The following is a 26,064-nucleotide window of genomic DNA, read 5'->3' on the forward strand; positions in this document are numbered from 1 at the left end:
CGGTCAGCGGATCTGCCAGCGTTTGTGGAACCACATCCACTGGCCGGGATCGGCACGCACCCAGCCTTCCACCACGTCGTTCAGGAGTTGCGCCGTCTTCTGCACGTCGACGGCGCCATCCCCGCCGCGGGGCAGGTCGAGCTTTTCGCTCACTTCCAGACGGTAGCGTCCGCCGGGCAGGCGGATGCAGTGGGCGGGATAGACGTCGCAGTCGTAATGGCGCGCGAGCTTGGGCACGAGCGGGCTGGTGTTGCATTCGCGGCCGAAGAAGCGGGTGCGCACGCCGCCCATGAATTTCTGGTCCACCAGCGCGCCGATATTGCCGCCTTCCTCCAGCACGCGCGCGAGCTGGAGGGCTGCGCCCGAGCGCGATGCGAGAAGCCCGCCCATGGAGGAGCGGCGCGTCTTGTGGATGTAATCGGCGATATAAGGGTTGTTCGGCGGCCGGAAGAGAGAGGTGACCTGCAGGCCGAAGGTCGCTGCCGCGATGGGCAGGAATTCGAAATTGCCGAGATGGGCGGTGAAGAAGATGTGCGGGCGATTCTCCTCGCGTATGCGCAGGAAAATGTCGATGCCGGAGACCTCCACGCGGCCCGGCACAGGGCTGTCGGGATCGAAGTCGAAGAGCTTGTCGAGAAAGACATATTCGACCGCGAGCCGCGCCATGTTCGCCCACATGTCCGAGGCGATGGCTTCGAGTTCCGCCTCCGGCTTTTCCGGATAGGCGCGGCGCAGATTGCCGAGCGCCACCCGGTGCCGCCCCGTCCAGGGTCCGATCCGGCGCGCGACGCGCTCGGCGAAGTTCAGCGCCGCATCCGGCGGCAGCAGCCGGAGCAGCCAAAGGACGGCAAGCGCCACCTGCGCCGTCAGCCAATGCTCGGCGGTCTTGAGCCTGCGGCCGAGCTTGCGGAGGAAGCGCTTCATCGATGGCGATCAGCCGACGCGCAAGATGATCTTGCCGAAGACGTCGCGGCCTTCCATGCGGGCGAGGGCCCTGTCGATCTCCTCGAAGCCGACTTCGGTGTCGATCACCGGCGAAACGAGGCCCGCCGCCATCTTCTGCATGGCATCCGCCATGTTCTCCATGCGGCAGCCGAAGGAACCCAGGATCTTTAGCTGCTGCTGGAAGAGCTGCATCAGGTTGATGCTGGTGGACACACCCGAGGTGGATCCGCAGGTGACGAGCCGCCCGCCCCGGCGGAGCGACAGCATGGATCCAGCCCAGGTGTCCGCGCCCACATGCTCGAACACCACATCCACGCCGCGCTTCTTCGTGATCTTGCGCACGGCGCCTTCGAAACGGTCCTCGCGATAGTTGATCACGTGATCGGCGCCGAGCGCCTTCGCCCTCTCGATCTTCTCGTTCGAGCCCACGGTGGTGATCACCGTGCAGCCCATGCGCCTGGCGAGCTGGATCGCGGCCGAGCCGATGCCCGAGCCGCCGGCATGGACCAGGATCGTCTCGCCCGGCTCGAGCTTCGCGTTGTCGAACAGCATATGCTCGACCGTGCCGAAGGTGACAGGGGCGACCGCCGCCCCGATCTCGTCCACGCCGGGCGGCGCGGGTACGAGGAGGCGGGCCGGCAGGTTGATCTTCTCCTGCGCGAAGCCGTCGAGATGGAAGCCGTGCACGCCGCCCACATTCTCGCACAGATTGTCGCGGCCCTCGCGGCAGGGGCGGCAAAGACCGCAGGTGCGTGCGCCGTAGATGGATACGAGCTGGCCGGGCGCCAGGCCCATGACGCCGGGGCCGATCGCATCCACCCGGCCGGACGCCTCGGCACCCACCGTGAGCGGCAGCTTGCGCTTGGCAAAGGCCATGCCACGCCAACCCCACACGTCGATGTGATTGAGCGCCACGGCCGAAATGCGGACCGTCACTTCGCCGTGGGCGGGAGGAGGGGGCGGGGAAATGTCCGCAATCTCAAGCTTGCGGTCGGCGATGAGCTGGAGTGCGCGCATGGGTCAGTGTCTCGGAAGCGAATAGGGAGTAGCGAATAGCGAATAGAAAGAACCCGATTACAGATGCTTTTCCCTATTCGCTACTCGCTATTTCACCATTGGTTCTTTTCACCCCGCCTCCCTCGCCATCACCAGGCACGTGTTCTGGCCGCCGAAGCCGAAGGAATTGGAGAGCACCGTCGCCACGTCCGCGTCACGCTTCGTGTTCGGGACCACGTCGAGATCGATGGACGGGTCCGGGTTCTCGTAATTGATGGTGGGCGGGATGACCCCCTCGCGCATGGTCAGGAGCGAGAAGACCGCCTCGACCGCGCCGGCGGCCGAAAGCGTGTGGCCGATCATCGACTTGTTGGAGGAAATCGGGATGCTGCGCATGCGCTCGCCGAAGACGGTGGAGAGCGAGAGATGCTCCATCTTGTCGTTTTCGGGCGTCGAGGTGCCGTGGGCGTTCACATAGGCGATCTCGTCTTCCGACATGCCGGCATCCTGGAGCGCGGCGCGCACGGCGGCGATGGCCGGCGAGCCGTCGGGCTTGGAGCGGGTGCGGTGGAAATCGTCCGCCTTCTCGCCGCAGCCGCGCAGGATGCCCAAAACCTCCGCGCCGCGCGAAAGCGCGCTTTCCAGCGATTCCAGCACCAGAGCGCCCGAACCTTCCGCCAGAACGAAGCCGTCGCGATCCTTCGAGAAGGGCTTGGAGGCTTTTTCCGGCCGCTCGTTTTGCGTCGAGAGCGCGGAAAGAAGCGAAAAGCGAATGAGCGCCTCGGCGGTCGCCGAGCCGTCGGCGCCGATGGCAAGCGCCCGGTCGCATTCGCCGCGGCGGATCGCCTCCGTGCCGAGCTGGATCGCCGTGGCGCCCGAAGCGCAGGCGGTGGAAAGCGTGATCGGCAGGCCGCGCGTGCCGTATTTCTCCGCCAGCCGGTCGGCGATCGCGGCGAACTGGCTTTCGTCGAACAGCGCTTCCTCATTCGCCTTGCGCGCGGCTTCGATCAGGCTGCGCCAACCGTTGGAACGGTCGGATTGCGCGTAGAGGCTGAGCCGGTTGTGCCAATCGAGTTCCACCGGCGGGGCGGCGAGGAACAGCGGGCCGCCGAAATCGGCCTGCGCCAGCCCGGCCTCGCCGATCGCTTCATCCGCGGCGAAATCGGCGAGAGCGAAGGTGAGCGCGCTGGCCCCACCACTGCTTTCCGGCAGAAATTCGATGGTGCCGGCGATCGTCGTGGCCAGATGATCGGTGGGGAAGCGGGCGATCGGGTGGATGCCGGAGCGCCCGCCGGTCAGCGCCTCCCAATTGTCCTTCTTGCCCTGGCCGAGCGAGGTGACGACCCCCATGCCGGTGACGGCGACGAGCGGTCGTCCGAAACTGTCGGTGGTCTTCATGGGACGCTCCTTCCTCAGGCCTCGACGACGAGCCCGACGCCTTCGAAGCAGTTGTAGCCGACGGACGTGGCGAGCATGGTCTTGGGCGCGGTTTCGAACGGCTTCTCGACCGAGGGATCGAAGGCGGGATAGGCTTGTCCGTTGCGGATGGCGAGGGCCGCCAGCGCCACGGCGAAGGGGAACTGCGCCTCCTTCAGATGACCGGTGATGCCGGAGAAGGCTCGTGCCACAGCTCCGCTGTCTTCGAGCGCGGCTTTTTCCGCTTCCGTCGGGGCGTGGGCGCCGGAGGCGCCGGAGATTGTCAGGATGGGCTTCCGCTCGCCCGCGACCGAGGCGAGCATGCGTTGAAACTCATCCTTCAGGGCATCGCCGCTGCGCCGGGAGCGGCCGGAAGCCACGGCGCCGATCGCCGCATAGGGTATGCGGCCGCGCTTTTCGGCATGTTCGCGCGATTCGAGCACGAGAAAAGCAGCGCCCGAGCCGGTGATCACGCCGCCGCCCAGATCCTTGTTACGCTGCCAGACGGGCGACCATCTCTCACGCTGGAGATAGCCGCCGAGCTCGTAGGCGAGCAGCATGTCCGGATGCTCGGTCTGAAAGGCCGCGCCCACCAGGAGATGCGTCGACTGGCCGGCGCGGATGCGCGCCGCCGCGGTCTCGACGGCCGAAACGCCGGCGCCGTCCTCGCCCATGAAGGTGCGGGAGGAGCCGGTGACCTTGTGAACGATGGAGATGTTGCCTGCCAGGAGATTGGAAAGCTGGGCCAGGAAGAGCGTGGGGCGAAGCTCGGTGGTGAGCTTCTCGTTCAGGAGCACGTCATGGTCGTTGCGGTTGAGCGAGGCGTCCAGGATCGCCTGGTCCACCGCCACGTCGCGCTCGCCGCCGCCGGCGGCCACGATCATGTCCATGGAAGCGCAGAGCGCCTCGTCGTCCTTTAGCCCGGCATCATCAAGCGCGAGCCCCGCCGTGTAGGTGCCCAGCCGCTGCCATGTCTCCATCTGGCGCTGGTCGCCCCGCTTGGGAATCTGCGTGCTCCAGTCGATCTCGGGCAGGGGATGGACGATGTAGGGCGCAAAGCGCTCGCGATCGATGACCGGCATCGGCTCGCGCCCGGTGAGCGCCTGCCAGTGCGCCTCAGCGCCGAGGCCCAGCGAGGAGACGACACCGATGCCGGTGATGACGACGTCCGTCTGGTTCATGTCCCCTCGCTTGTTAGAAGCAGAAACTCAGCTTGCGGCCTTGGCGGCGACCAGCGCGTCGATCTTGGCGCACAGGTTCTTCATGACGAAGTATTCCTCGCCGTCCACCTTGCCGTCATTCACTTCCTGCGTCCACTTCTCGAGCGGCACCTTGATGCCGAATTCCTTGTCGATCGCGAAGACGATGTCGAGGAAGTCCAGGCTGTCGATGCCCAGATCGTCGATCGTGTGGCTTTCGGGAGTGATCTTGTCGCGGTCGATCTCGCTCGTCTCGGCGATGATATCGGCAACCTTGTCGAATGTCGTCGTCACTGGCTTCCCTCGGAAACGGGATTCGTTTTTCTGAAAAATAGATCAGCGGCTCTCTAATCGGTTTTTGAAGGCAGGAAAAGGGCAGAGACGCTTGCCGGCTCACTCTCACCTAGTTGAACCTGATCCGCGCAGCCACATCGATCCGCTCCGCAGACCGTGAAAGGATCACCGCTTCGGCCTCGCGCGGGAGCACTCCGGTAAGGGATTCGATCACCTCGGGATGCGTCACCATGACCAGATTGCCGGCGCCCGTATAGGCCGTCACGCGCTCGCGCAGCGCCTCCAGCTGCGCTTCCCCTGCTTCGGAGCCCGGCTCGAAGTAGTCGAGGGCATCGAGGGGTTCCGCATCGCCGAAAGCAAGCGTTGCCGTTTCGACGGCCCGACAATAGCGGCTTGTCAGTACCTCCTCGATCGGTGCCGCCCGGGCAAAGAAGAGCGCGCCCATGCGACGGGCCTGCTGCCGGCCCCGATCCGACAGATTGCGCTGGGTGGCGCAGGATTCGATGTCGAAATTCGCGGGGTCGCCGTGTCCGGGTGCGTTGGCGTTGCTGATGAGCACCACCTGTCCGCCCTCGCGCAGAAGTGCCCAGCCCGCCTCCGTCGCCGCAGCGGAAAGGCAGGCAAGGAGGAGCAGGAAGACGGTTGCTGCGGTACGGATCATCAGGATCTCTCGTTCTCTTCCTCTCCATATAGAGTTTGATCTGCCGCTCCGATACCCACGCCGGGCCCGGTCCTGCTTGCGCAGGCGAGGGGAGTGCCATAAAGCGGAAGCGCATGTCTTCTCTCGTCGAAACAGTCGCGTTCGTCTTCGCGCTGGTTGCACTTGGTTATCTGAGCGGATGGTCCGGCTTCCTCAAGGAGGAGACCGGTGCCGGGCTGAGCGATTTCGCCGTCTCGGTGGCCGTGCCGCTGCTTCTCTTCCGCACCATGGCGGATGCCAGTTTCGCCGATAGCCTGCCGCTCCATCTCTGGGCGACCTATTTCACCGCCGTGGCGGTGACATGGGTCCTGGCGCAGCTCACGATCGTGCATGTCTTCGGGCGCGACAGCCGCGCCGGCGTCGTCGGCGGACTTTCCGGCAGCTTCTCGAATCTGGCGCTCCTCGGCATCCCCTTCACGCTCGGCATTTTCGGGCAGCAGGGTTTCGAGGTCCTCTCGCTTATCCTCTCCGTCCACTTGCCGATCATGATCGCCGCGTCGATTGTTCTTTTCTCCTGGTTCGGCGACAAGGACGCTCCGCACGGCCTCGGTGCGGTGGTGCGGGACTTCGTCGCCAACGTCGCCACGAACCCGCTGATCATCGGCATCGTGGCGGGACTCCTTTGGCGCGCGGCCGGTGTGGAGATGCCTTCGCTCATGACAAGGCTCGTGGACGCGCTTGCCGATGTCGCAGCGCCGGTCGCACTCTTCGCCATGGGGCTGGGGCTCCGGCGCTACGGCATCAGCGGCAATATCCGTCCGGCGATCGCGATGGCGGCCTTCAAGCTGCTTCTGATGCCGGTGCTCGCCCTTTTGATGGCAAAGACGATGGGCCTCACCGGCATGAGTGCCAAGGTGGTGGTCGCCGCCGCTTCCCTGCCGATCGGCGTCAACCCCTATCTCATCGCCACCCGCTTCGGCACAGGCCAGGCGTTGGCCTCCAATTCCATGAGCATCAGCACCGCGCTTGCCTTCTTCACGACCGCCTTCTGGCTCGCGGTGGCGGAGTGGGCGTTCGGCTGAACGATAGCCTTGCCGCGAGCCGTACGTGGCCCTAGCTTCAAAGGCAAGTTGGCCCAGCGGTCGAGCGTGGACCGCGCTTGAAGCAGTCTGACATTTCGACCACTTTCCCGTTGGCCGGACAATGCGCCGCCGCGGCGGCAAAGGAGGAACCATGCTCAAGAAGACCAGCCATTTCCTGCGCGAGGCGAATTTCATCGGCGGCGAGTGGGTGAATGCGGATTCAGGTGCCACGATCGAGGTGGTCAATCCCGCCACGCGGCAGACGATCGGCACGGTGCCGAAAGGCGGCCGGGCGGAAACGCGCCGCGCCATCGAGGCGGCGGAAGAGGCCTTCCATTCCTGGAAGAAGACATCGGCCAACGACCGGGCCAAGCTCCTGCGCAAGCTGCACGACGCGATCATGGACAATCAGGACGCGCTCGCCGAGCTTCTCGTCATGGAGCAGGGCAAGCCCTTTGCTGAGGCCAAGGGGGAGGTCGGCATGTCGGCCGCCTATATTCTCTGGTTCGCGGAGGAGGGCAGGCGGGTCTATGGCGACGTGGTGCCCTCGCCCTGGGCGGATCGGCGCATCCTCGTCACCAAGGAGCCGGTGGGCGTGATCGGTGCCATCACGCCTTGGAACTTCCCGTCCTCCATGCTCGCGCGCAAGCTCGGCCCGGCTCTGGCCGCCGGCTGCACGGCCGTGGCGAAGCCCGCCTCCCAGACGCCCTATTCCGGGCTTGCCTGGGGTGTGCTGGCGGAAGAGGCGGGTTTCCCGAAGGGCGTGGTGAACATCGTCACCGGCTCGGCTTCCGAGATCGGCGACGAGCTCACCGAAAACCCGCTGGTGCGCAAGATCACATTCACCGGTTCCACCGAGATCGGCAAGCTCCTGATGCAAAAGGCGGCCGGCACGGTGAAGAAGGTGTCCATGGAACTGGGCGGCAACGCCCCCTTCCTCGTCTTCGACGATGCGGATGTGGACCGCGCCGTCGAGGGCGCCATGATCGCGAAATACCGCAATGCCGGGCAGACCTGTGTGTGCACCAACCGCTTCTTCGTGCAGGAAGGCGTCCATGACCGCTTCGTCGAGAAGCTGGTCGAGGCCACGGAGAAGCTGAAAGTGGGCTCGGGCCTCGAAGACGGCGTAGAGCAGGGGCCGCTGATCGACGAGAATGCGGTCGAGAAGGTCGAGGAACTGATCGCGGACGCCACGGCGAAGGGCGGCAAGGTGGCGACCGGCGGCAAGCGCCATGCGCTCGGCGGCACCTTCTTCGAGCCCACCGTGCTGACGGAAGCCGCGCCCAAGATGCGTCTCATGGAAGAGGAGATCTTCGGCCCGGTCGCACCGATTTTCCGCTTCAGGGAGGAACGGGAGGCCGTGCAAATGGCCAACGACACCTCCTTCGGCCTCGCCTGCTATTTCTACACGAGCGATCTGGGCCGCGCGTTCCGGGTGATGGAAGGCTTGAGATACGGGCTCGTCGGCGTCAACGAGGGCATGATCACCACGGTTGAAGCACCCTTCGGCGGCTTCAAGGAATCGGGTCTCGGCAAGGAAGGCGGACATCAGGGCATCGACGACTATCTCGATACCAAATATGTCTGCATCGGCGGGCTGGGATTTTAAGGAAGGGCTCTCGGGTCGCAATCGCCGCGACCCGAGAACACAACTACGTCGCCTCGAACGCCTGCCGCAGCACCTCGAACGGCGCCAGCGCGCCGTAGACCTGGATCACCGCGGCAGCCACACGGTGGGCGCGGCGGGCGGCCGTCTCCGGCGCATCCCCTGCCAGACGGGCTGCAAGATAGGCGCCGTTGAAGGAATCGCCGGCCCCAGTCGTGTCGACCGGCGTTTCCACGTGGAGAGCCGGTATCGACGTTTCCTTGCCTTCGCTTGAAAGCAATGTCGGCTCGGAGCCGTTCTTCACCACAATTTCACCGACGCCCGCCTGCCGAATACGCCTCGCCGTCGCTTCGGGATCCGCATCGTCGTAGAGCGCTGCTTCGTCGGGGAAAGTGGGCAGCGCGATGTCGCTGCTGCCAAGTGCCGTTTCGAAGGCGACGCGGGCGGCTTCGGGGGACGACCATAGGCGGGGCCGGTAGTTGGGATCGAAGGCGATCCTGCTGCCTTCCCGCCGAACATCGTGCAGGACCGAGAAAAAGGTTTCGCGGGCGGCGTCCTCAAGAATTGCCAAGGTGATTCCGGAAAAGTAGATAAGCTCGCGATTGTGCAGGCTTTTTTGCAGTTCCCTTTCGTCGTCGGCGAGCAGGCGTGCGGCTGAATCCGCACGCCAGTAGGTGAAGGAGCGTTCCGCGCCCGTCAGCGTGATGGCGTAGAGCCCCGGCCGGCGGCCGGGGATGACCGGGCTGGCGGCCGTTCCTATGCCGTGCTTCGCGAAAAAATCCTTCTGTTGCCCGGAAAAGGGATCGTCGCCGAAGGCGCTGACATAATCCGCCGGGGTGGTGTCTGAAGTCAGCGCACGGATGGCCCAGAGCGTGTTGAACGTGTCGCCGGCATGCCCCATGCGCCAGTTGTCGTCCCTGCCGCCGGAGAGTTCCAGCATGCATTCGCCCACCGACGCCACCCCGCCCGCCTTCATGCGCTTCTCCCTAGCAAACCATGCGCCGCGCATTAGCACGTTCCGGCAGGAGGGCAAATGCCCGTCGGTTATCCTATAGATTTGACGAGTCAATTGAGGTGCCGGGCGAGAGCGTTATTTGTCTAATCATCTAGACAAATGCGCTCCCTCGCCGTGGCCGTCACCGATCCTTCACTGTCTCCATCACCACGAATGTGGAGGTGTGGGAAACGTGCGGCAGGTTGGAGATCTTTTCGCCCAGCACGCGGCGATAGGCAGAGATATCCTTCGTTCGCACCTTGAGCAGATAATCGAAGCTTGCCGCGATCATGTGGCATTGGTCGACCTCCGGCACGGCGAGCGCAGCCTTGTTGAAGGCTTCGAGCGCGGCGGAGCGCGTGTCCGAGAGGGTCACCTGCACGAAGGCGATGTGGCCTACGCCCATGCGCTCGCGGTCCACGATGGCCGTATAGCCGCGGATATAGCCCTCCGCCTCCAGTCGGCGCAGCCGCGCCTGGACCGGCGTCTTGGAAAGGCCCACCCGTTTGGCGAGTTCCGCAATGGAAAGCCGGCCATCCTGCGACAGCGCGTCGAGGATATTGCGGTCGATGCGGTCCAAACGATCCGGCGCCATGCGTTCCCCTGGTGCGGTGTTATTGTTTCCTTGCAGTAGAATAGTCTCTTTGGACTGGCAATGCCTTCATTTTGGGCCGGGGGGCTCCGGCCCCATATGATATGAAGCTCCAAATCCACTGACGGCCGAGGTCCACGATGCCTGCTCTCGATGCCCTGCGCGCGGAGATCCGGAAACACTATCTGGCCGACGAGGCCGCGCTCCTGAAGCGCCTCGTCGAGCTTGCGGACTTGTCGCCGGCGCGCCGCGAGGCGATCTCGGCCAAGGCCGCGGAACTGGTACGCGGGGTGCGGGCAGGCTCGACCCGGCATCTCATGGAATCCTTCCTCGCCGAATACGGGCTTTCGACGAGCGAGGGCGTGGCGCTGATGTGCCTGGCGGAAGCGCTGCTGCGCGTGCCCGACGCCGAGACCATGGACGATCTGATCGCCGACAAGATCGCGCCGCACGACTGGTCGGCCCATTCGGGAGAATCCGCCTCGATTTTCGTCAACGCATCCACCTGGGCGCTGATGCTGACCGGCCGCGTGCTGGACGAGGAGGGCAGCGGCATCGAGGCCACCCTGCGCAGCATGGTGCGCCGCCTGGGCGAGCCGGTCATCCGAACCGCGGTCGCCGCCGCCATGCGCGAGATGGGCGAACAGTTCGTGCTCGGACGCACCATCGGGGAAGCGCTCAAGCGCGGCCGGAGCCTGACCGCCAAGGGATACACCTATTCCTACGACATGTTGGGGGAGGCGGCACGAACCGATGCCGACGCGTTACGCTATTTCCAAGCCTACCGCGATGCGATCGCCTCGCTCAAGGGCGAGGCGAAGAGCGGCGACATCCGCGCCAATCCCGGCATTTCGGTAAAGCTCTCGGCGATCCATGCGCGCTACGAGGCGACGCAACGGGAAACCATGCTGCCGGTGATGACGGAACGCCTGCTCCTGCTTGCGCAGGACGCCGAGGCTGCCCGCATGGGCCTCAATATCGACGCGGAGGAGGCGGACCGCCTCGACATTTCGCTCGACGTGATCGAACACGTGCTGGCGGATCCATCGCTTGAAGGCTGGGACGGGTTCGGTGTCGTCGTCCAGGCTTACGGGCGGCGCGCGCCCTTCATCATCGACTGGCTGCACGCACTGGCGGAGAGGCTTAACCGCAGGATCATGGTGCGGCTCGTCAAGGGCGCCTACTGGGATACGGAAATCAAGCGCGCCCAGGTGATGGGGCTTGCCGGCTACCCCGTCTTCACGCGCAAGGCGAACACGGATGTCTCCTATATCGCCTGCGCGCGCAAGCTGCTCTCGCTCACCGACCGCATCTATCCGCAATTCGCCACGCATAACGCGCATACGGCCGCGGCCATCCTCGCCATGGCGCAGGACAAGCAGTCCTTCGAGTTTCAGCGCCTGCACGGCATGGGTGATTCGCTCCACGAGATCATCCGCCGCCGCGAGGGCACGCGCTGCCGCATCTATGCACCCGTGGGTGCGCATGAGGACCTGCTCGCCTATCTGGTGCGCCGACTCCTTGAGAACGGCGCCAACTCCTCCTTCGTGCACCAGATCGTCGACGAGGAGGTGAGCGCGGAGGAGATCGCCCGCGATCCCTTCGGCATGGTGGAGACCCAAGGTTCCGCCGCCAATCCGGCCATCCCCGCGCCGCAGCTCGTTTTCGGCCCGCAGAGGCTGAACTCGAAGGGCTGGGACATCACCGACCCGACGACACTCGGCGAGATCGGGGCCGCGCGGCGGCCGTTCCAGTCGCCGCATCGCTGGGAGGCGCGTCCGGTCACACGCGCCGCAGGCGAGGGCGCAACGCGCACGATCGTAAACCCTGCCCGCACCAGCGAGATCGTCGGCGCGGTGACCGACGCCTCACCGGAGCAGGCGAGCGAAGCCGTGGGGCTCGCGCTCGCCGCTCAGCCCACCTGGGCGGCAAGGCCGGTGGCGGAGCGCGCTGACATCCTGCGGCGCATCGCCGATCTCTACGAGGACCATGCCGGCGAGTTCTTCGCGCTTTGCACGCGCGAGGCCGGCAAGACGCTGGCCGACGGCATCGCGGAGGTGCGGGAGGCCGTCGACTTCCTGCGCTACTATGCCAACGAGGCCGTGCGCGCGGAGGAGGGGACGGAGGCGCGCGGCGTGATCGCTTGCATCTCGCCGTGGAACTTCCCGCTCGCCATCTTCACGGGGCAGATCGCGGCGGCGCTCACCACCGGCAATGCCGTGGTGGCGAAGCCTGCCGAGCAGACCTGCCTCATCGCCGCGCGTGCGGTGGCGCTCATGCACGAGGCGGGCGTTCCCGAAGATGTTCTGCATCTCCTGCCGGGCGACGGCCCGTCGGTGGGCGCGCCACTCACTGCCGATCCGCGCATTGCAGGCGTCTGCTTCACCGGTTCCACCGAAGTCGCCCGGCTGATCGAGCGGCAGCTTGCAAAGACCGCCGCGCCCGACGCGATGCTGATCGCGGAGACGGGCGGGCTCAACGCGATGATCGTCGATTCCACCGCGCTGCCCGAGCAGGCGGTGCGCGACATCCTCGCCTCTGCCTTCCAGAGCGCGGGGCAGCGCTGCTCGGCCTTGCGCATCCTCTATGTGCAGAAAGACGTGGAGGCGCGGATGACCAAGATGCTGAAGGGCGCCATGCAGGCTCTTGTCGTGGGCGACCCGTGGCTGATCTCCACCGATGTCGGCCCCGTCATCGACAACGAGGCGCTTTCCGGTATTTCCGCCTATTGCGAGGAGATGGAGGAGAGGGGGCGCCTGATCGCCAGGATCGAAAAGCCCGAGGGCGGCCGTTTCGTGGCGCCCGCCGCCTTCCAGGTGTCGGGCATCGAGGAGATCGAACGCGAGGTCTTCGGGCCGGTGCTGCACGTGGCCACCTTCGAGGCGGAAGACCTCGGAAAGGTGATTTCCCAAATCAATCGCAGGGGTTACGGGCTCACCTTCGGCCTGCACACGCGCATCGACGCGCGCGTGCAGGAAATCGTCGACGGCGTCCACGTCGGCAACATCTACGTGAACCGCAATCAGATCGGCGCGGTCGTCGGCTCGCAGCCATTCGGCGGCGAGGGGCTTTCGGGCACCGGACCGAAGGCTGGCGGTCCACTCTATCTGCGCCGTTTCCGGCGCGGCAAGGCGGGCGCGCGGGCGGTGCCCTCAAACGCGCCGGCGATCGATGGCGAAAGGTTCGTACAGGCCTTCCCGGACGCGCAAGGAAGCGGCTGGGCCGTCCGAACCGACAGGATCGTCGTGCTGCGCAAGACCCTGCGCGGCCGGTGGCCGGAAGTGTTGGCCGCGGCTTCCGCCGTCGACCTCGGTCCGGTTGACCTGCCCGGGCCGACGGGCGAGGCCAATTCCCTTCAGCTTGCCCCACGCGGCCGGGTCCTCTGCCTGGGCGCGGACGACGAGATACTCGCCGCGCAGGTGATCCAGGCGCTCGCCGCCGGCAATGCGGTGCTCGCCGTCGCGCAGAACGCGCAGGCCACGCTGCAGCCGCTGCTCAAGGCGGGGTTACCGCTCGCCGCGCTCGACGGCGCCGTGGCGCCGGAGACGCTTGAAACCCTGTCGGTCGATCTCGTGGCCGCCGCCGGTGGCGAGGAATGGCTTGCGGCGCTGAGACGCGCGCTCGCAGCGCGCGAAGGGCAGATCGTGCCGCTGGTGACGGAGCTTCTCTATCCCGCGGCTTATGTCCACGAGCGCTCCGTCTGCGTGGACACGACGGCGGCCGGCGGCAATGCAAGCCTGCTCGCGGCGGCGTAATCGCTGGGCAATCACCGTTTGGTGAATGCTCCTCCCTGTCCTGCAGGACCTCTTCCCCTCAAGGGGAAGATCAGCCGTAGCGATTTGATTTCGCCAGTCAGCACGCCTGTAGAAGAATGAGCTCTGGAGCAGGCGGCCGCGCTATAATCCCCCTCGAGGGGGAGATGGTCGGCAGGCCAGAGGGTACATACCGCGGGCGCCTTCCCGTTACCGAATACTCACGCCCCCTCGACGGCGGAAAATCCTTCGAACACCGGGTGACCCTTGTAGAGCACCTTGTTCTGGCCGGCATTTTTGTGCGCGTTACGGAAATTCTCCGACTTGGTCCAGGCGACGAAATCCTCCTGTGTTCTCCAGACCGTGTGGGAGGCGTACAGCGTGTAGCCCTCTTCCTCGTTGCGCGGACCGCGCAGCAGGTGGAAATCGACGAAACCCGGCATTTCGCCCAAGCTCGAATCCCGGTTCTTCCAGACCTCTTCGAAGGCCTCTTCCTGTCCTTCCGTCACCTTGAAGCGGTTCATCGCGACGAACATCGATTTTCCTTCATTTTCACTTCGTGATCACTGACTTTTTCGGCATTTCCGAAGCGGCCTGCGGGAACAACACCACATTTTCCGGCAGCATGCCATCCAGACGCGGCGCGGGATCGGGGCCGGCCTGCCGGTTTCCGTAGATCTCCGTCACCGCCGGATGACCTCTTTCGGATTGCCGCCGGGCAAGTTCCAGGAATTCCGGCCTGAGACCGTCGCCGCGCGCGACGCCAAGCTGATGAAGTGCGGCGAGATGGAACATGGGCTATCCGTTAGCGTGTGAATGCGATGGGCACAGTGAACGGCCAGGACGCGCGGCCAGCGTCGGCCGGTATTGCAGGGAAGGGGGCGGCGCGCTGTACCGTTTCAATGGCCGCCCGGTCGAGGACCGGATGGCCGGAACTGCGGGCTACACGGATTCCGCTGACGGAGCCGTTCCCCGATATCGTGAAGGATACGACCACTTCGCCCCGCACGCGGTTGCGTTCCGCATCACGCGGATAGCGCAGTGCGCGGTCGAGCTTCCTCCTGACTCTCCCCTTGTAGTTCGAAACGGCGGCATTACCGGCCTGTGAAGCCCTGCCGGCGCCACGGCTGCCGGCGTCGCGTGCCGCCGTGCTGCCGTCGGACGACCCGCGCCTTGCCTCTTGCGTGTCCCGCCCGCCGGAACCCGCCGATCGGCGGACCGGCCTTTCCTGCTTCCGCTCTGCCTGACGCTGCGCGGCCGCCTTTTTCGGCTGAGGCGTTTCCGCCCGGCGGGGCTCGGCCTTCGGCGGCTCGTAGTGCGGGCGAGGCGTCGGCCGGGGAACGGGAACCATGGCCACCACCTCTTCCTGCGGTTCGGCCGGCTCCACCTCGACAGGATCGGGCACGGCCACCTCGACCGGTGCCGCTTCCGTCGGTTCGGTTTCCGCGAGTTCCGGCGTTTCCGCTTGCGGCACGGCCTCCGCCGGGGTTTCGGCCACGGAGGGCGACGGCGCCTCGACGGGGACCACCGTCTCCGCCTCGACCGCCTCCGGTTCCACCGGAGAGACCGTCGTTGCGGGGTCCGCCACGGGCTCGATGGTCTCGGAGGGCGTTCCGGCGGCGGTCATGTCCGCGAAGGCATTGCCGAGGATCATGATCTCCCCGCTTTCGCCGCCTGCGACCAGGGCTTCTTCCTCCTTCGGCTGAAACAGCACCGCCGCTCCCGCGTGCAGCACGAGGGAGGCGCCCAATGCCAGAACCCATGCACGCTTCCTCATTCGGCGGCGAGCTCCGTGACGATGCTGATCTTCACCGCGCCCGCCTGGCGCAGTTCGCCCACGATCTCCACCAGCCGGACGGCCGGCAGGTTCCGATCGGCAGCGAGCTTCACCTCGAGTTCGCCTTCCGCCGCGCCGCTTGCCCGCAGGCTCTCCAGGAAAGCGGCCGCGGTGGTCGTCGTGCCCTCTACGCGCAACTCGCCCTCGCTCGTCACGAAGAGCGCGTCGGGCGGTGTGCTGCGCTCGGTCGTTGCGGTCGAGATCAGGTCGATCTCCTTGTCGAGCGGCGGGGCGAGCGTGCCGGCCACCAGGAAGAACACCAGCATCAGGAACACGACATTGATCAGCGCGATGGTGCTTTCGCGCTGGCGCGGGGGCAGGGGGCGGGAAAGGCGCAACATGCAATCACCTCGCGACGGTTACGGACAGGGTTGTTTCCTTGCGGATGCGCTCGAGCGCGCTGACGAGGTCCTGCGAGGTGAGCCCCTCGCGCACCAGAAGCACGGCCTTTTCGGCACCCTGGTCCTGCAGGCGCTTGAGTTCCGCCAACCCCTGGTCGGGATCGGCGGAGACGCCGTTCACCTGCCAGGTCTCGCCATCGAGCCGGATCAGGATGTCTGGCGCCTCCGTCGCGGCGGCGCTGGAGGCGGCACCGCCCGTCACCTCCACCTCGGTAAAATGCAGGAAGGTGGAGGAGAGCATGAAGAACAGGAACAACAGGAAGATGACGTCGATCAGCGACGTCATCGACAACGGCCGCCGCCGGGAGACCGGAAGGTCAATGCGCATGGGCCGCCCCCGCGACCGCCTTTACCGCATGGGCCTCGGCTTCCGTGTGCCGGCCCGCGGTGCGGTGGGAGAGCACCGCACTCGTCATGGTCTCGATCGCCACGCGCTCGTTCTCCACCCGCGTTTCGAACCAGGTCAGCACCAGGGAGACGGGCATGGCGACGGCGAGGCCCGCCGCGGTGGTGAGAAGGGCCACCCAGATGCCGCCGGCCAGCATCGAGGGATCGACCGCATTGCCGGCCTCCTGGAGCTGCCGGAAAGCCTCGATCATGCCGAGCACGGTACCGAAGAGGCCCAGGAGCGGCGAGATCTGCGCGACGGCGTCGAGCGCGCGCAAGCCGCGCTGCAACTCGTGCAGGCGCGTGAGCGCGATGCGCCCGACCTCGTCCTCTATCGCGTCCTTGGGCATGTTGGGCGCGACCGCCAGCCGCATGCAGGCGGAAAGCGCCTCGCCCGCGGGCGAACGGTCGCCCTCGATGAGGTTGCGCGCATCGCCGTAGCCGTGATGGAACCAGGCATGCAGGGCCCGTTCCGCCCTGCGGTGGCGCCCCACCTTCTCGCGCCAGAATTGCACGAGCTTCAAGAGGATCATCGCGACCGCGAAGATCGACAGGACGAGAATCAAGACGACGACGGGGCCGCCGAGCTCGAGAAGGGAGGTGATGGAATCGATCAGTCCTGCGGGCATTTTTATCCTGTCCTTGCTGGCGTTCTGCTTGCCGGTCCTATTTTCCGAATGCGACCGCACCGCGCGTGGTGGCTTCCAGCCGCTTCATGCAGGCGGAGGCGTCCGGCCCCTCGCAGGCGGTGGCGCCGTTGATCAGAACACGGCCGAGATTGGCGCAATCGATCTCCGGCATGTCGAACTGGCGGACCTTGGTCTCGGCATCCGGCAGTTCCTTGAAGTCGAGGATGGTGAGCCGCTCGACGAGCCCGTCCTTCCCGAACAGCGCCACCTCATAGGCGGCCCGGGCGATATCCTGCCCGAGCCGGTTGGCCGCGACGAAGGTGAGCCTGCATCCGCGCTCGCTGGGCTCCGCCCCGTTCAGCTCGATGGAGAGGGAGGGCTGATTGCCATCGCCTTGGGCTGCGGCGGGCAGGGCGCCCGCTGCAACGAGGAAACCGAGCATCGGGTACAGCCGGTATTTTGACATGCACTTCACGATCACCATCCAAACTGCTTGGCGAGCGAAACCTTGAAGGTCCGGCCTTTCGCGGCGTCGTTGTGGAGAAATTCCTTGTACTGCGTGTCAAAGACGTTCTCGACGCCCAGATTGGCCTCCCAACCCGCGAAGCGGCCTTCCTGCGGTGTCCAGGTGAGAAATACGTCGTGGACATCGAACGATTCGGCGAAACGCTGAGAGCCTTGCGAACTGTCGCCTGCACAGACGACGGGATTTTCGGAACGGCGGCAGTCGTCTTGCGGAGCAGCTACGAGGCGTGCTTTCCAGCCGAATCTCAGGTCGTGCGCAGGCAACTTGCCGCCAATCGTGAGCGATAGCTCATGCGGCGCGATGGTGGTGAGATAGTCACCGGTGGTCTTGTCTTTGCCGACCACGTACGCATATCCGGCTTCCGCGAAGACATGGTGGGCTTCGTAGGCAAGCTCGACCTCGGCGCCATAGATCTCCGCATCGTCGATGTTGACGTATCCCGGCGCGTTGTTATAGCCCGGTGCGAGGTTTGGATTAAATGAGATCAAATCCTTGATGTCATTGTAGAAACCGGTCGTCTTGATCTGCAGGCTGTCGCCGGATTCCAACAGGTCGTAGCCCGAGATTGCGAAACCAAGCTCAAAATTGTTTGAACGTTCCTTTTCGAGATCGAGGCTCGGATTAAATGTGCTGCGACTGCCACTCGTGGAGAAGACCTCGTCGATTGTCGGAAACCGCTCCGTATGGGCGATCGAGCCGAAGACTGCGAAGTTCTTGTTGAAGCGGTAGTGGGCCGCGATCTTCGGCGAGACGGCTGTGTCGTCCGTATCTTCGGCGCCCGCGATCCCGTCCTCAGGCGAGAGCCGGTGCCAGTCCAGCCGCACGCCGGGAATGATCGTCAGCCGTTCGTCCCAGATGAACTCGTTCTGTACGAAAACGCCGGTCTTTAGGTCTGTGCCTTCGGGGTGGAAGGTGATCCCGACGGGTGCGCCTGTGGCGCTGATCGCCTCTGCCGTCCGGATCTGATAAGAGGTCTGCCAACCGTAGGTGAGGTGGTTTTCCCAACTGTCACCTTGCCACTGGCTGGTGTTCTGGGCGTTGAACTGCCAAGTCTGATAACCGTAGTCGGTGTCACAAAAGAGCGCACTCTGAACGCAGGTCAGGGAAGGCGGAGCTCCCGACGCATCCGTTTGCTCCACCGCTGTGTCGGAAAAGGATGCCGAGAGTTTCAAGTCGACCCAGTCATTGTCTGATACGGGATCTTCGTAGGAGATCACTGCCGTGCGGTCGATGACGTGCCGGTCCACTGTCCCGAACCCACTGACGCTCCCTCCCGATACCGGACCGCCGACCTGAGCGTAATCCTGATCATCTGCGTCTGAATCCCACTGCTGATAAGAAAGGCGCAGCGTGCCTTCATCTCCCACTTGGAACGTACCCTTGGCGAGGCCCGACCAAGCCTTGAAATCGGAACTCCGGATTACCGTTCCGTCGCCGGTTTCGTACGGATCGGCGCGACGGTAATTGCCGGCCAGCAGGAATTCCGCGTTTTCGCCCCAGCGCTGCGCGAGGATCGCGGAGCCAAGCCATCCGTCCTTGTTGGAGTTATAGCCGCTCTTCAGCCGCAGCGCGCCGTTCTGCCCGTCGGCAATGAAGTCCGAGGCATCCTTCGTCTCAAACCGGATGACGCCGCCGAGCGCGCCCGAACCGTAGAGCGTCGAGGAGGCAGGGCCGCGCAGTACCTCTACGCGCTTGTAGAGCTCGGGTTCGGAGAAGAAGCCGCCCATGCGGTACTGTTCGTAGAACTTCGTCGCTCCATCGACCGTGACAATGATGCGGCCTTCCTCATTGGCCGATTCCGGTGCGCCGATGCCGCGGATGTTGAAGGTCTGGCCAAAAACGCGGTCGGAACCAGACGTGTTCACCCCGGGTACACTTTCCAAGATCTCACCGACCGTTGTGGCCTGCTCGTCGTCGATGTCCTCCTGCTCAACCACAGTGACCGACTGGGGCGTATCGATTGCAACCTTCTCCACGCCCGCGCCGACAACGAGTCTTTGGAGCATGGTGACGCCGATTGTGTTATCATCCGTCTCCTGAGCTGCCGCCCCCTGCATTGAAACACACCAAATGACGGCCGCGCAGCCTAGCATCGCCGTCCGATTTCGAGCCAATGGCCCCTTCATTGCGAATCCCCTGATCTCTCGATGAGGCGTTCGCTGGCTTGCCTGCGCGCTGCAGGCTTGCTGGCTTGCCTTGCCCCCGGCAGGCTAAATGTTGACTTCCTTTATCCGGTATTGCGCTTCCTAGTTAAGTTGATTATTGGTGTCAAGAAATCAGATCACACGACGACGTCGCCCAGCCAGCCCAAGCGAGCCAGGCGCGGAAACAAGGGCATCGGAACGTGAACGCTGAAATTCCTCTGGACCGCAATCTGCCGCCGATAGACCATGATCGCGAGCTTCGGCGCCGCGAGGCACCCGTTCGCACCTTGACGAGCGAAGAGCTCTTCCGCGGGGCGCAGGAGATCGCCATAGCCCATGCAGGTTCCTATTACCGCCTGAAGATCACCAGGCAGGGCAAGCTCATTCTCAACAAGTGAATCCGGGGGCATGATGGTAACCGAAGACATCTTTCGCCCGGAGGACATTCGGCGCAGGCGCGCGGAGAATCCAAAGATGCGCGAGCGGGACCTCGCCCGCATCCTCGGCATCTCCGAGGCCGAGCTGGTGGCTGCCCATTGCGGCCATGGCGTGCGGCGGATCGAGCCGCGCGTGGCGGAGTTCCTCGCCGGCATGCAGGCGGTGGGATCCGTGATGGCGCTGACGCGCAACGAAAGCGCGGTGCACGAGAAGATCGGCGTTTATGAAAACGCGTCCGCCTCCGACAGGAGCGCGATCGTGCTCGGCCGGGACATCGATCTTCGCATCTTCCCATCCCATTGGGTCCATGGCTTCGCCGTGGAGAAGCGCGATGGAGGCGAGGTGCGGCACAGCCTGCAGTTCTTCGACCGGGCAGGCGACGCCGTGCACAAGGTGCATCTGCGACCCGAGTCGGACCTCAACGCCTATCTGGCACTCGTTGAAAAACTCTCGAGCACCGAGCAGAGCCCGGCCATCGAGGTTGCGCCGATTATCACGAGCGAGGCGCCGCAGGCGGACGCGGATGTTTCGGCCCTGCGGGAGCGCTGGACGGCGATGCAGGACGTGCATCAGTTCGTGGGAATCCTGCGCAGTTTGAAGCTCACGCGTCGGCAGGCCGTACACCTGATCGGCGAGGAATTCGCCTGGCGGCTGGATGGTGGGGCGGTGCCCGCGATGATGGAGCGCGCAGTCGAAAAACAGATCCCGATCATGTGCTTCGTGGGCAGCCGCGGCTGCATCCAGATCCATTCCGGTCCGGTCGTGAAGGTGGTGCCGATGGGGCCCTGGCTCAACGTGATGGACCCGACCTTCCACCTGCATCTCAGGCTCGATCATCTCGTCGAGCTCTGGGCAGTACGCAAGCCCACCAGGGATGGCCATGTGACCTCGCTCGAGGCCTATAACGCCGCCGGCCATCTCGTCATCCAGTTCTTCGGCAAAAGGCACGAGGGCGAGGACGAGCGGGCCGACTGGCGGGGGCTTGTGGAAGGCCTGCCGCGTCTTCAGCACGCCTCGGCGGCTTGAGGGGAGTTGCGGAGATGCCGGCATCTTTTCACGCTCTCCTCTGGCCTGCCGGCCATCTCCCCCACGAGGGGGGAGATCACGCCGGCCGCCTGCTCCATCGCTTGTCCTTCCATATCGGCAATTGGCGAAAGCCGCGGAGACAGCCGATCTCCCCTCTCGCGGGGGAGATGGCCGGCAGGCCAGAAGGGGGGGCGAAGGGACGCCAGCGTCTCCAAGCGATCTTTGCGAAGGCGACCATGCTTGCCGCGCTGTCGATCACCGTGGTCCTCTTCTCGCTTCCGGCTCACGCGCAGAACGATCTGCCCGAGCCTTTCGCCGACCCCTCCCGGCTGGTCTCCATTGGCGGATCCCTCACGGAGATCGTCTACGCGCTGGGCGAGCAGGACAAGCTCGTTGCCCGCGATTCGACGAGCGTCTTCCCGCGGGAGGCGTTGGAGCTTCCCGATATCGGCTATATGCGACAGCTTGCGCCGGAAGGCGTGCTCTCGGTTGCACCGACGGCCATTCTGGCGCTGGAGGGGAGCGGTCCGCCGGAGACGATGAACGTGCTCACCAGGGGGAGCGTGCCCCTTCTGCTGGTGCCGGACCGCTTTGACCGCGACGGCATCATCGAAAAAATCAGGGTCGTCGGCGCCGCACTCGCCGCGGAGGAGAAGGCGGAAGCTCTGGCCGAAAAGATCGCGGGCGAGATCGACGCGGCCGAGGCCCTCACGAAGGGCATCGCGGAACGCAAGCGCGTGCTTTTTGTCCTCAGCACGCAGGGCGGCCGTATCCTCGCCTCCGGCACGGGCACGGCGGCGGATGGCATCATCCGCATGGCGGGCGGCGTCAATGCCGTCGGCGTTTTCCCGGGCTATAAGCAGGTATCCGAGGAGGCGATCATCGAGGCCCAGCCGGACGTCATCCTGGTGATGAACCGGGGCGGCGGCCTCGATTCGGGCGATGCCGAACTGCTGGCCAATGCCGCAATCGCCTCGACACCTGCGGGCCGCAACCGGGCGGTGGTGCGCATGGACGGCAGCTATCTGCTCGGCTTTGGCCCCCGCACGGCCGGCGCCGTCCGCGACCTTGCAGCGGCGCTCTACGGCGCCTCGATCGCGAACTGAAACATGTTCCCGTCTGCTGAAATGACACTCTCCCGCGGCATCGCCAACGTGCCGGAAGGGGATCGCTCCGCGCGGGCGCGGCTGATCCTCGTGCTGCTTTTCCTGCTGCTGGTCGCGGTTGCGGCCGTGAGCGTCGCCACGGGTGCCTCCGATGCGTCCGTGACCGGCGTCATCCGGGGTTGGCTCGGCGGGGGGGAGGAAAGCGCGCTGTCGGTCCGCGACCGCCTGATCATCCACGATATCCGCCTGCCGCGCATCGCGATGGGGATCCTGGTGGGGGCTGCGCTCGCCGTTTCCGGCGCGGTGATGCAGGGTCTGTTCCGCAATCCGCTCGCCGATCCCGGCATTGTCGGGGTCTCGGCCGGCGCGGCGCTCGGCGCGATCTCGGTCATCGTGCTCGGCACCACCGTGCTTGCACCTCTCATCGGCCTTTTCGGCATCTATGCCCTGCCTTTTGCCGCCTTTGTCGGCGGGCTGGTGACGACGCTGCTGCTCTACCGCGTCGCCACGCGCCGGGGGCAGACCTCGATCGCCACCATGCTTCTGGCGGGAATCGCGCTCGCCGCGCTGGCCGCGGCCTTGTCGGGCATCCTCATCTATGTCGCCGACGACCGGCAGCTCCGCGACCTCACCTTCTGGCAACTCGGCTCGCTGGGCGGGTCGACCTGGGCGAAGATCTGGGCTGCGGGCCCGATCATCCTCGCCGCGCTCGCGGCCGGACCGTTCCTTGCCCGTGGCCTCAACGCGCTGGCGCTGGGCGAGCCTTCCGCGCGGCATCTGGGCGTGCCCGTCCAGCGCATGAAGGCGCTCGCGATCCTATCGGTGGCGGCGGCCACCGGCGCTTCCGTAGCCGTTTCCGGCGGGATCGGCTTTGTCGGCATCGTCGTGCCGCATCTGCTCCGGCTCGTGATCGGGCCGGACAACCGCTACCTGCTGCCGGCTTCCGCGCTTCTCGGGGCGAGCCTGCTTCTCCTGGCCGACGCCGTCAGCCGCACCATCGTCGCGCCCGCGGAACTGCCGATCGGCATCGTGACGGCCGTTTTCGGCGCACCCTTCTTTCTCTGGGTGCTCCTGCGCCGGCGCGGCATTCTCGACCTTTGAGGCACCCCATGATCGAAGCCAGTGACGTCAGCGTCTCCATCGGCCGCAAGCGTATTCTTTCATCCGTAGATTTCTCCGCAGAGCCCGGCCGCGTGACGGCCATTGTCGGCCCCAACGGCTCGGGGAAATCAACATTGATCAAGGCGCTGTCCGGCGATCTTCCCTATGGCGGAAGCATCACCTTCAACGGGCGTGAGCTCGCCGGCCTCAGGCCGACGGAAGCGGCGGTGGTGCGGGCGGTGCTGCCGCAGGCGACGGTCCTCTCCTTCCCCTATACGGTGCGTGAGGTGGTGCGGCTCGCGCTCATGGGCGGGCGCTCCGGGGCGCTGCCCGGCCAGGACGAGCACCTGCCGGAGCGTGCGCTGGCCAAGGTGGACCTTGCAGGCTTCGCCGGCCGCTTCTATCAGGAGCTTTCGGGCGGCGAGCAGCAACGCGTACAGCTCGCGCGCGTGCTCTGCCAGGTCTGGGCGCCGGTGCTGGAGGGGAGGCCGCGCTATCTCCTGCTCGACGAGCCGGTGTCGAGCCTCGACATCAAGCACCAGCTCCTCGTAATGCGGATCGCGCGCGATTTCGCCGAGCGCGGGGGAGGGGTGGTGGCCGTGCTTCACGACCTCAATCTGACGGCGGCATTTGCCGATATGGTGCACGTTATGCAGCGTGGAAGGAGTGTCGCCGCCGGCACGCCCGGTGAGGTGATGCAGGATGCGCTCCTGTCGGAGGTCTTCGATTGTCGGCTGAGAGTGGGCGCCGTACCCGCCGGTACCATGCCCTTCGTGCTGCCTCAGGCGGCAAGCGCCTGAGGCTCAGGCGGTCGCTGCGGCCGGCGCTTCCCCTGTCTCCAGTCCGAGGAGATCGCGCATGTTGGGCCGTGCATCGACCAAGTCCTGGATCGAATAGGAGGCAAGCACCTCGAAGAAGGCGCCGAGCGCCCGGCGCAGCGCCTCGTTGAGGCCGCAGCCCTCGATGAGCGGGCAGTCCGTGCCGTCGTTTTCGAAGCATTCCGCCATGGCGAAATTCTCTTCCGTCACGCGCACGACGTCGAATAGCGTGATGTCCTCTGCCGGTTTTGCAAGCTTCACGCCGCCATTGCGGCCGCGCACCGTCTGCACGAAACCCGCCTCCACCAGAGGCTGGAGGATCTTGAACAGAAAAAGATCGGACAGCGAATAGGCCTGCGCGATATCCGGCACCCGGCTCAGCCGGCCTTCGTTGGCCGCGCAGTACATCAAGATCCGGATCGCGTAGTTCGTTTGTCGGGTAAGCCGCATAACATGCCTTTCGCTCGAAGCCAGCTTCAATATGGATCAGAGTTTAGAATAATTCCAGAGTCGATTCAGCAAAAATATGACTTTGCAACTCCAGAAAAATCACAATATCGAGATATGCACCGCCCGCAAACCCGCAATGCGGCTGCAAGTCTTGTGAAAGTCGCTTTCACGCACATATAAGGTCACGAGTCGAACGGCTCGGGGAGGAACCCGCGAGGAGTACGGCTTATGGTCCAATCGTCAAGATCGACAGTGGAGCCCTCGGGCGTGATTCGCCGGCTGAGGCCTTCAGAGTTGAATCTCTTCCGCGAGCATCTTCTGCGGCTCGACCGCGAGAGCCGCCGTGATCGTTTCAACGGCGCCATCAGCGACGCCTTTCTCGAAGACTACGCTCTGCGCAGCTTCCACGAGGGGGCGACGGTCGTGGGATATGTGGAGGACGGCCGCGTGCTCGGCGCCGCCGAACTGCACGAGCGGCCGGAACTCGACCCACCGACGGCGGAGATCGCCTTCAGCGTGGAGAGGCCGTTGCAGCATCGCGGGCTCGGCAGCCGCCTCTTCGAGCGGCTCATCGCGCATGCGCGCTCGCTCGGCTATACGCAGCTTCACGTCACCACGCATGCGAACAACGACGCAATGCGGGCTCTGGCGCGCAAATTCTCCGCAAGGCTGACCTTCGAGGAGGGTGAGACCGTCGGCGTGATCGATCTCGAGTCGGCACATCCGCTGGATGCCGACATTGCTGCCTATCTCACTCCCGCCGCGCGCAGGGCGGTCGCGGCCTGAGATCCGGCAGGGAGACCGGCGCTTCTCCTTCTGCCTACCGGTTACCGATCGCGATCGAGATCTCGCCCAGCCCCTCGATGCCGCCGGTGATGCGCTCACCGGGCTCCACCCTCCCCACGCCTTCCGGCGTTCCGGTGAAGATCAGATCGCCGGGTTCCAGGCGGACGGCGCGGCTGCAGAAGGCAATGATGTCGGCCACCGGCCAGATCATGTCCGTGAGATCCGCATCCTGGCGGATTTCCTCCTCCACCGCGAGCCAGATGCGGCCTCTCCCGGGATGGCCTGCCCTTTCAACCGGGTGGAGCGGCGCGCAGGGGGCGGACCTGTCGAAGCCCTTCGCCCAGTCCCAGGGCCGGCCGGCCTTCTTGGCCTGCGCCTGCAGGTCGCGGCGGGTGAGGTCGATCCCGACGCCATATCCCTACACATGCGAAAGCGCGCCGTCGGGCGCGATTTCGCTTCCGCCGCGGCCGATGGCGACCACCAGCTCGATTTCGTGGTGGAGGTCCTCGGTGAGAGAAGGATAGGGAAGCGCCGTCCCGCCGTCGGCCACGGCATCCGCGGGTTTGGTGAAGAAGAAGGGATCCTCGCGGTCGGGATCGTGGCCCATCTCGCGTGCATGGTCGGCGTAGTTGCGTCCGACGCAGAAAATGCGCCGCGCGGGAAAGCGCTCGACCCTGCCGGTGACAGCGACGGACGGGCGGGCAGGGGGCGGAAGCACGAATTCGATCATCAAATCCTCCAGGAGCCCCGAAGACATGGCCGAATCGGCCCGGAGAGGCAAGACGGCGAGGTCTCCGCCGTCCTGCAGGCGGAGTTTCACGGGTTTTGGAACTCCCAACGCAATCGCGCATTAACCCGCAAACAGCCGAACATATCTGCCGTCAAAGAAGGGATTTGGA

General features: G+C 65.3%; 26 protein-coding genes and 1 pseudogene. 9 read left to right on the top strand and 18 right to left on the bottom strand.

The window, feature by feature from the left end; all coding sequences use genetic code 11:
- Positions 1-3 precede the first annotated feature (3 nt).
- The 6 genes from PVE73_RS11190 to PVE73_RS11215 form a co-directional block, all read right to left on the bottom strand.
- Complete coding sequence (locus PVE73_RS11190; RefSeq protein ID WP_277367006.1) at positions 4-924, bottom strand: lipid A biosynthesis lauroyl acyltransferase; 921 nt, start codon at positions 922-924, stop codon at positions 4-6.
- Between the two features lie 9 nt (positions 925-933).
- On the bottom strand, positions 934-1,962 hold the full coding sequence (locus PVE73_RS11195) for a zinc-binding dehydrogenase (RefSeq protein WP_277367007.1): 1,029 nt from the start codon (positions 1,960-1,962) through the stop codon (positions 934-936).
- A 108-nt stretch (positions 1,963-2,070) separates the two neighbouring features.
- Positions 2,071-3,339, bottom strand: coding sequence for a beta-ketoacyl-ACP synthase (locus tag PVE73_RS11200; protein WP_277367008.1), 1,269 nt, complete (start codon positions 3,337-3,339; stop codon positions 2,071-2,073).
- A 14-nt stretch (positions 3,340-3,353) separates the two neighbouring features.
- Positions 3,354-4,538 (bottom strand): beta-ketoacyl-ACP synthase, encoded by a 1,185-nt coding sequence (locus PVE73_RS11205; protein WP_277367009.1) that lies wholly within the window; start codon positions 4,536-4,538, stop codon positions 3,354-3,356.
- Between the two features lie 27 nt (positions 4,539-4,565).
- Entirely contained in the window at positions 4,566-4,850 is a 285-nt protein-coding gene (locus PVE73_RS11210; RefSeq protein ID WP_277367010.1) for an acyl carrier protein, read from the bottom strand.
- A 109-nt stretch (positions 4,851-4,959) separates the two neighbouring features.
- Positions 4,960-5,511: a histidine phosphatase family protein gene (locus PVE73_RS11215; protein WP_277367011.1), complete on the bottom strand. Its 552-nt coding sequence runs from the start codon at positions 5,509-5,511 to the stop codon at positions 4,960-4,962.
- Positions 5,512-5,624: 113 nt separating this feature from the next.
- Here PVE73_RS11215 and PVE73_RS11220 point away from each other — a divergent pair, with 113 nt between their 5' ends.
- Positions 5,625-6,572, top strand: a complete 948-nt coding sequence (locus PVE73_RS11220) for an AEC family transporter (RefSeq protein WP_277367012.1) — start codon at positions 5,625-5,627, stop codon at positions 6,570-6,572.
- 151 nt (positions 6,573-6,723) lie between these two features.
- Positions 6,724-8,181, top strand: a complete 1,458-nt coding sequence (locus PVE73_RS11225; RefSeq protein ID WP_277367013.1) for an NAD-dependent succinate-semialdehyde dehydrogenase — start codon at positions 6,724-6,726, stop codon at positions 8,179-8,181.
- A 43-nt stretch (positions 8,182-8,224) separates the two neighbouring features.
- Here PVE73_RS11225 and PVE73_RS11230 read toward each other — a convergent pair whose 3' ends face one another.
- The gene (locus tag PVE73_RS11230) at positions 8,225-9,154 is read right to left on the bottom strand and encodes a sugar kinase (RefSeq protein ID WP_277367014.1); all 930 of its coding nucleotides are present in this window, start codon (positions 9,152-9,154) and stop codon (positions 8,225-8,227) included.
- A 160-nt stretch (positions 9,155-9,314) separates the two neighbouring features.
- Positions 9,315-9,767 carry an Lrp/AsnC ligand binding domain-containing protein gene (locus PVE73_RS11235; protein WP_277367015.1) on the bottom strand — a complete coding sequence of 151 codons (453 nt, stop codon included), beginning with the start codon at positions 9,765-9,767 and terminating at the stop codon, positions 9,315-9,317.
- Between the two features lie 137 nt (positions 9,768-9,904).
- Between PVE73_RS11235 and putA the strand changes: the two genes are divergently transcribed.
- On the top strand, positions 9,905-13,519 hold the full coding sequence (putA, locus tag PVE73_RS11240) for a bifunctional proline dehydrogenase/L-glutamate gamma-semialdehyde dehydrogenase PutA (RefSeq protein ID WP_277367016.1): 3,615 nt from the start codon (positions 9,905-9,907) through the stop codon (positions 13,517-13,519).
- Positions 13,520-13,737: 218 nt separating this feature from the next.
- Here putA and PVE73_RS11245 read toward each other — a convergent pair whose 3' ends face one another.
- Genes PVE73_RS11245 through PVE73_RS11280 form a run of 8 tightly spaced genes read right to left on the bottom strand, consistent with a single transcriptional unit; the run spans position 13,738 to position 19,422 of the window.
- Positions 13,738-14,052 (bottom strand): antibiotic biosynthesis monooxygenase, encoded by a 315-nt coding sequence (locus PVE73_RS11245; RefSeq protein ID WP_277367017.1) that lies wholly within the window; start codon positions 14,050-14,052, stop codon positions 13,738-13,740.
- A gap of 16 nt (positions 14,053-14,068) precedes the next feature.
- The gene (locus tag PVE73_RS11250) at positions 14,069-14,311 is read right to left on the bottom strand and encodes a hypothetical protein (protein ID WP_277367018.1); all 243 of its coding nucleotides are present in this window, start codon (positions 14,309-14,311) and stop codon (positions 14,069-14,071) included.
- A 10-nt stretch (positions 14,312-14,321) separates the two neighbouring features.
- Positions 14,322-15,293 carry an energy transducer TonB gene (locus PVE73_RS11255; RefSeq protein ID WP_277367019.1) on the bottom strand — a complete coding sequence of 324 codons (972 nt, stop codon included), beginning with the start codon at positions 15,291-15,293 and terminating at the stop codon, positions 14,322-14,324.
- Positions 15,290-15,694 (bottom strand): biopolymer transporter ExbD, encoded by a 405-nt coding sequence (locus PVE73_RS11260; RefSeq protein ID WP_277367020.1) that lies wholly within the window; start codon positions 15,692-15,694, stop codon positions 15,290-15,292. Before PVE73_RS11260 ends, PVE73_RS11255 begins: the two co-directional genes overlap by 4 nt.
- Positions 15,695-15,698: 4 nt before the next feature.
- Positions 15,699-16,082 (bottom strand): biopolymer transporter ExbD, encoded by a 384-nt coding sequence (locus tag PVE73_RS11265; protein WP_277367021.1) that lies wholly within the window; start codon positions 16,080-16,082, stop codon positions 15,699-15,701.
- Positions 16,072-16,770, bottom strand: a complete 699-nt coding sequence (locus PVE73_RS11270) for a MotA/TolQ/ExbB proton channel family protein (protein WP_277367022.1) — start codon at positions 16,768-16,770, stop codon at positions 16,072-16,074. Before PVE73_RS11270 ends, PVE73_RS11265 begins: the two co-directional genes overlap by 11 nt.
- 37 nt (positions 16,771-16,807) lie before the next feature.
- Complete coding sequence (locus PVE73_RS11275) at positions 16,808-17,236, bottom strand: hypothetical protein (protein ID WP_277367422.1); 429 nt, start codon at positions 17,234-17,236, stop codon at positions 16,808-16,810.
- 11 nt (positions 17,237-17,247) lie between these two features.
- On the bottom strand, positions 17,248-19,422 hold the full coding sequence (locus tag PVE73_RS11280; protein ID WP_277367023.1) for a TonB-dependent hemoglobin/transferrin/lactoferrin family receptor: 2,175 nt from the start codon (positions 19,420-19,422) through the stop codon (positions 17,248-17,250).
- 248 nt (positions 19,423-19,670) lie between these two features.
- Here PVE73_RS11280 and PVE73_RS11285 point away from each other — a divergent pair, with 248 nt between their 5' ends.
- The 5 genes from PVE73_RS11285 to PVE73_RS11305 all read left to right on the top strand — a co-directional run bounded on the left by PVE73_RS11285 (position 19,671) and on the right by PVE73_RS11305 (position 23,911).
- Positions 19,671-19,838 (top strand): hemin uptake protein HemP, encoded by a 168-nt coding sequence (locus tag PVE73_RS11285; RefSeq protein ID WP_277367423.1) that lies wholly within the window; start codon positions 19,671-19,673, stop codon positions 19,836-19,838.
- Positions 19,839-19,851: 13 nt separating this feature from the next.
- Complete coding sequence (locus PVE73_RS11290) at positions 19,852-20,904, top strand: ChuX/HutX family heme-like substrate-binding protein (RefSeq protein ID WP_277367424.1); 1,053 nt, start codon at positions 19,852-19,854, stop codon at positions 20,902-20,904.
- Positions 20,905-21,140: 236 nt separating this feature from the next.
- Complete coding sequence (locus PVE73_RS11295) at positions 21,141-22,010, top strand: ABC transporter substrate-binding protein (RefSeq protein WP_277367425.1); 870 nt, start codon at positions 21,141-21,143, stop codon at positions 22,008-22,010.
- A 3-nt stretch (positions 22,011-22,013) separates the two neighbouring features.
- Positions 22,014-23,111: an iron ABC transporter permease gene (locus PVE73_RS11300; protein ID WP_277367024.1), complete on the top strand. Its 1,098-nt coding sequence runs from the start codon at positions 22,014-22,016 to the stop codon at positions 23,109-23,111.
- Between the two features lie 8 nt (positions 23,112-23,119).
- Positions 23,120-23,911, top strand: a complete 792-nt coding sequence (locus PVE73_RS11305) for a heme ABC transporter ATP-binding protein (protein ID WP_277367025.1) — start codon at positions 23,120-23,122, stop codon at positions 23,909-23,911.
- Positions 23,912-23,914: 3 nt separating this feature from the next.
- On the opposite strand, the gene rirA is transcribed toward PVE73_RS11305, so the two are convergent.
- Positions 23,915-24,379 (bottom strand): iron-responsive transcriptional regulator RirA, encoded by a 465-nt coding sequence (rirA, locus tag PVE73_RS11310; protein WP_277367026.1) that lies wholly within the window; start codon positions 24,377-24,379, stop codon positions 23,915-23,917.
- A 228-nt stretch (positions 24,380-24,607) separates the two neighbouring features.
- On the opposite strand from rirA, the gene PVE73_RS11315 reads away from it, so the two are divergent.
- A complete protein-coding gene (locus PVE73_RS11315; RefSeq protein ID WP_277367027.1) occupies positions 24,608-25,165 on the top strand; it encodes a GNAT family N-acetyltransferase in 558 nt (185 codons plus the stop codon).
- Between the two features lie 34 nt (positions 25,166-25,199).
- On the opposite strand, the pseudogene PVE73_RS11320 reads toward PVE73_RS11315, so the two are convergent.
- Positions 25,200-25,895 (bottom strand): annotated as a pseudogene (locus PVE73_RS11320) (fumarylacetoacetate hydrolase family protein).
- Positions 25,896-26,064 lie beyond the last annotated feature (169 nt).

The sequence above is a fragment of the Chelativorans sp. AA-79 genome, assembly GCF_029457495.1.
GTDB lineage: Bacteria > Pseudomonadota > Alphaproteobacteria > Rhizobiales > Rhizobiaceae > Chelativorans.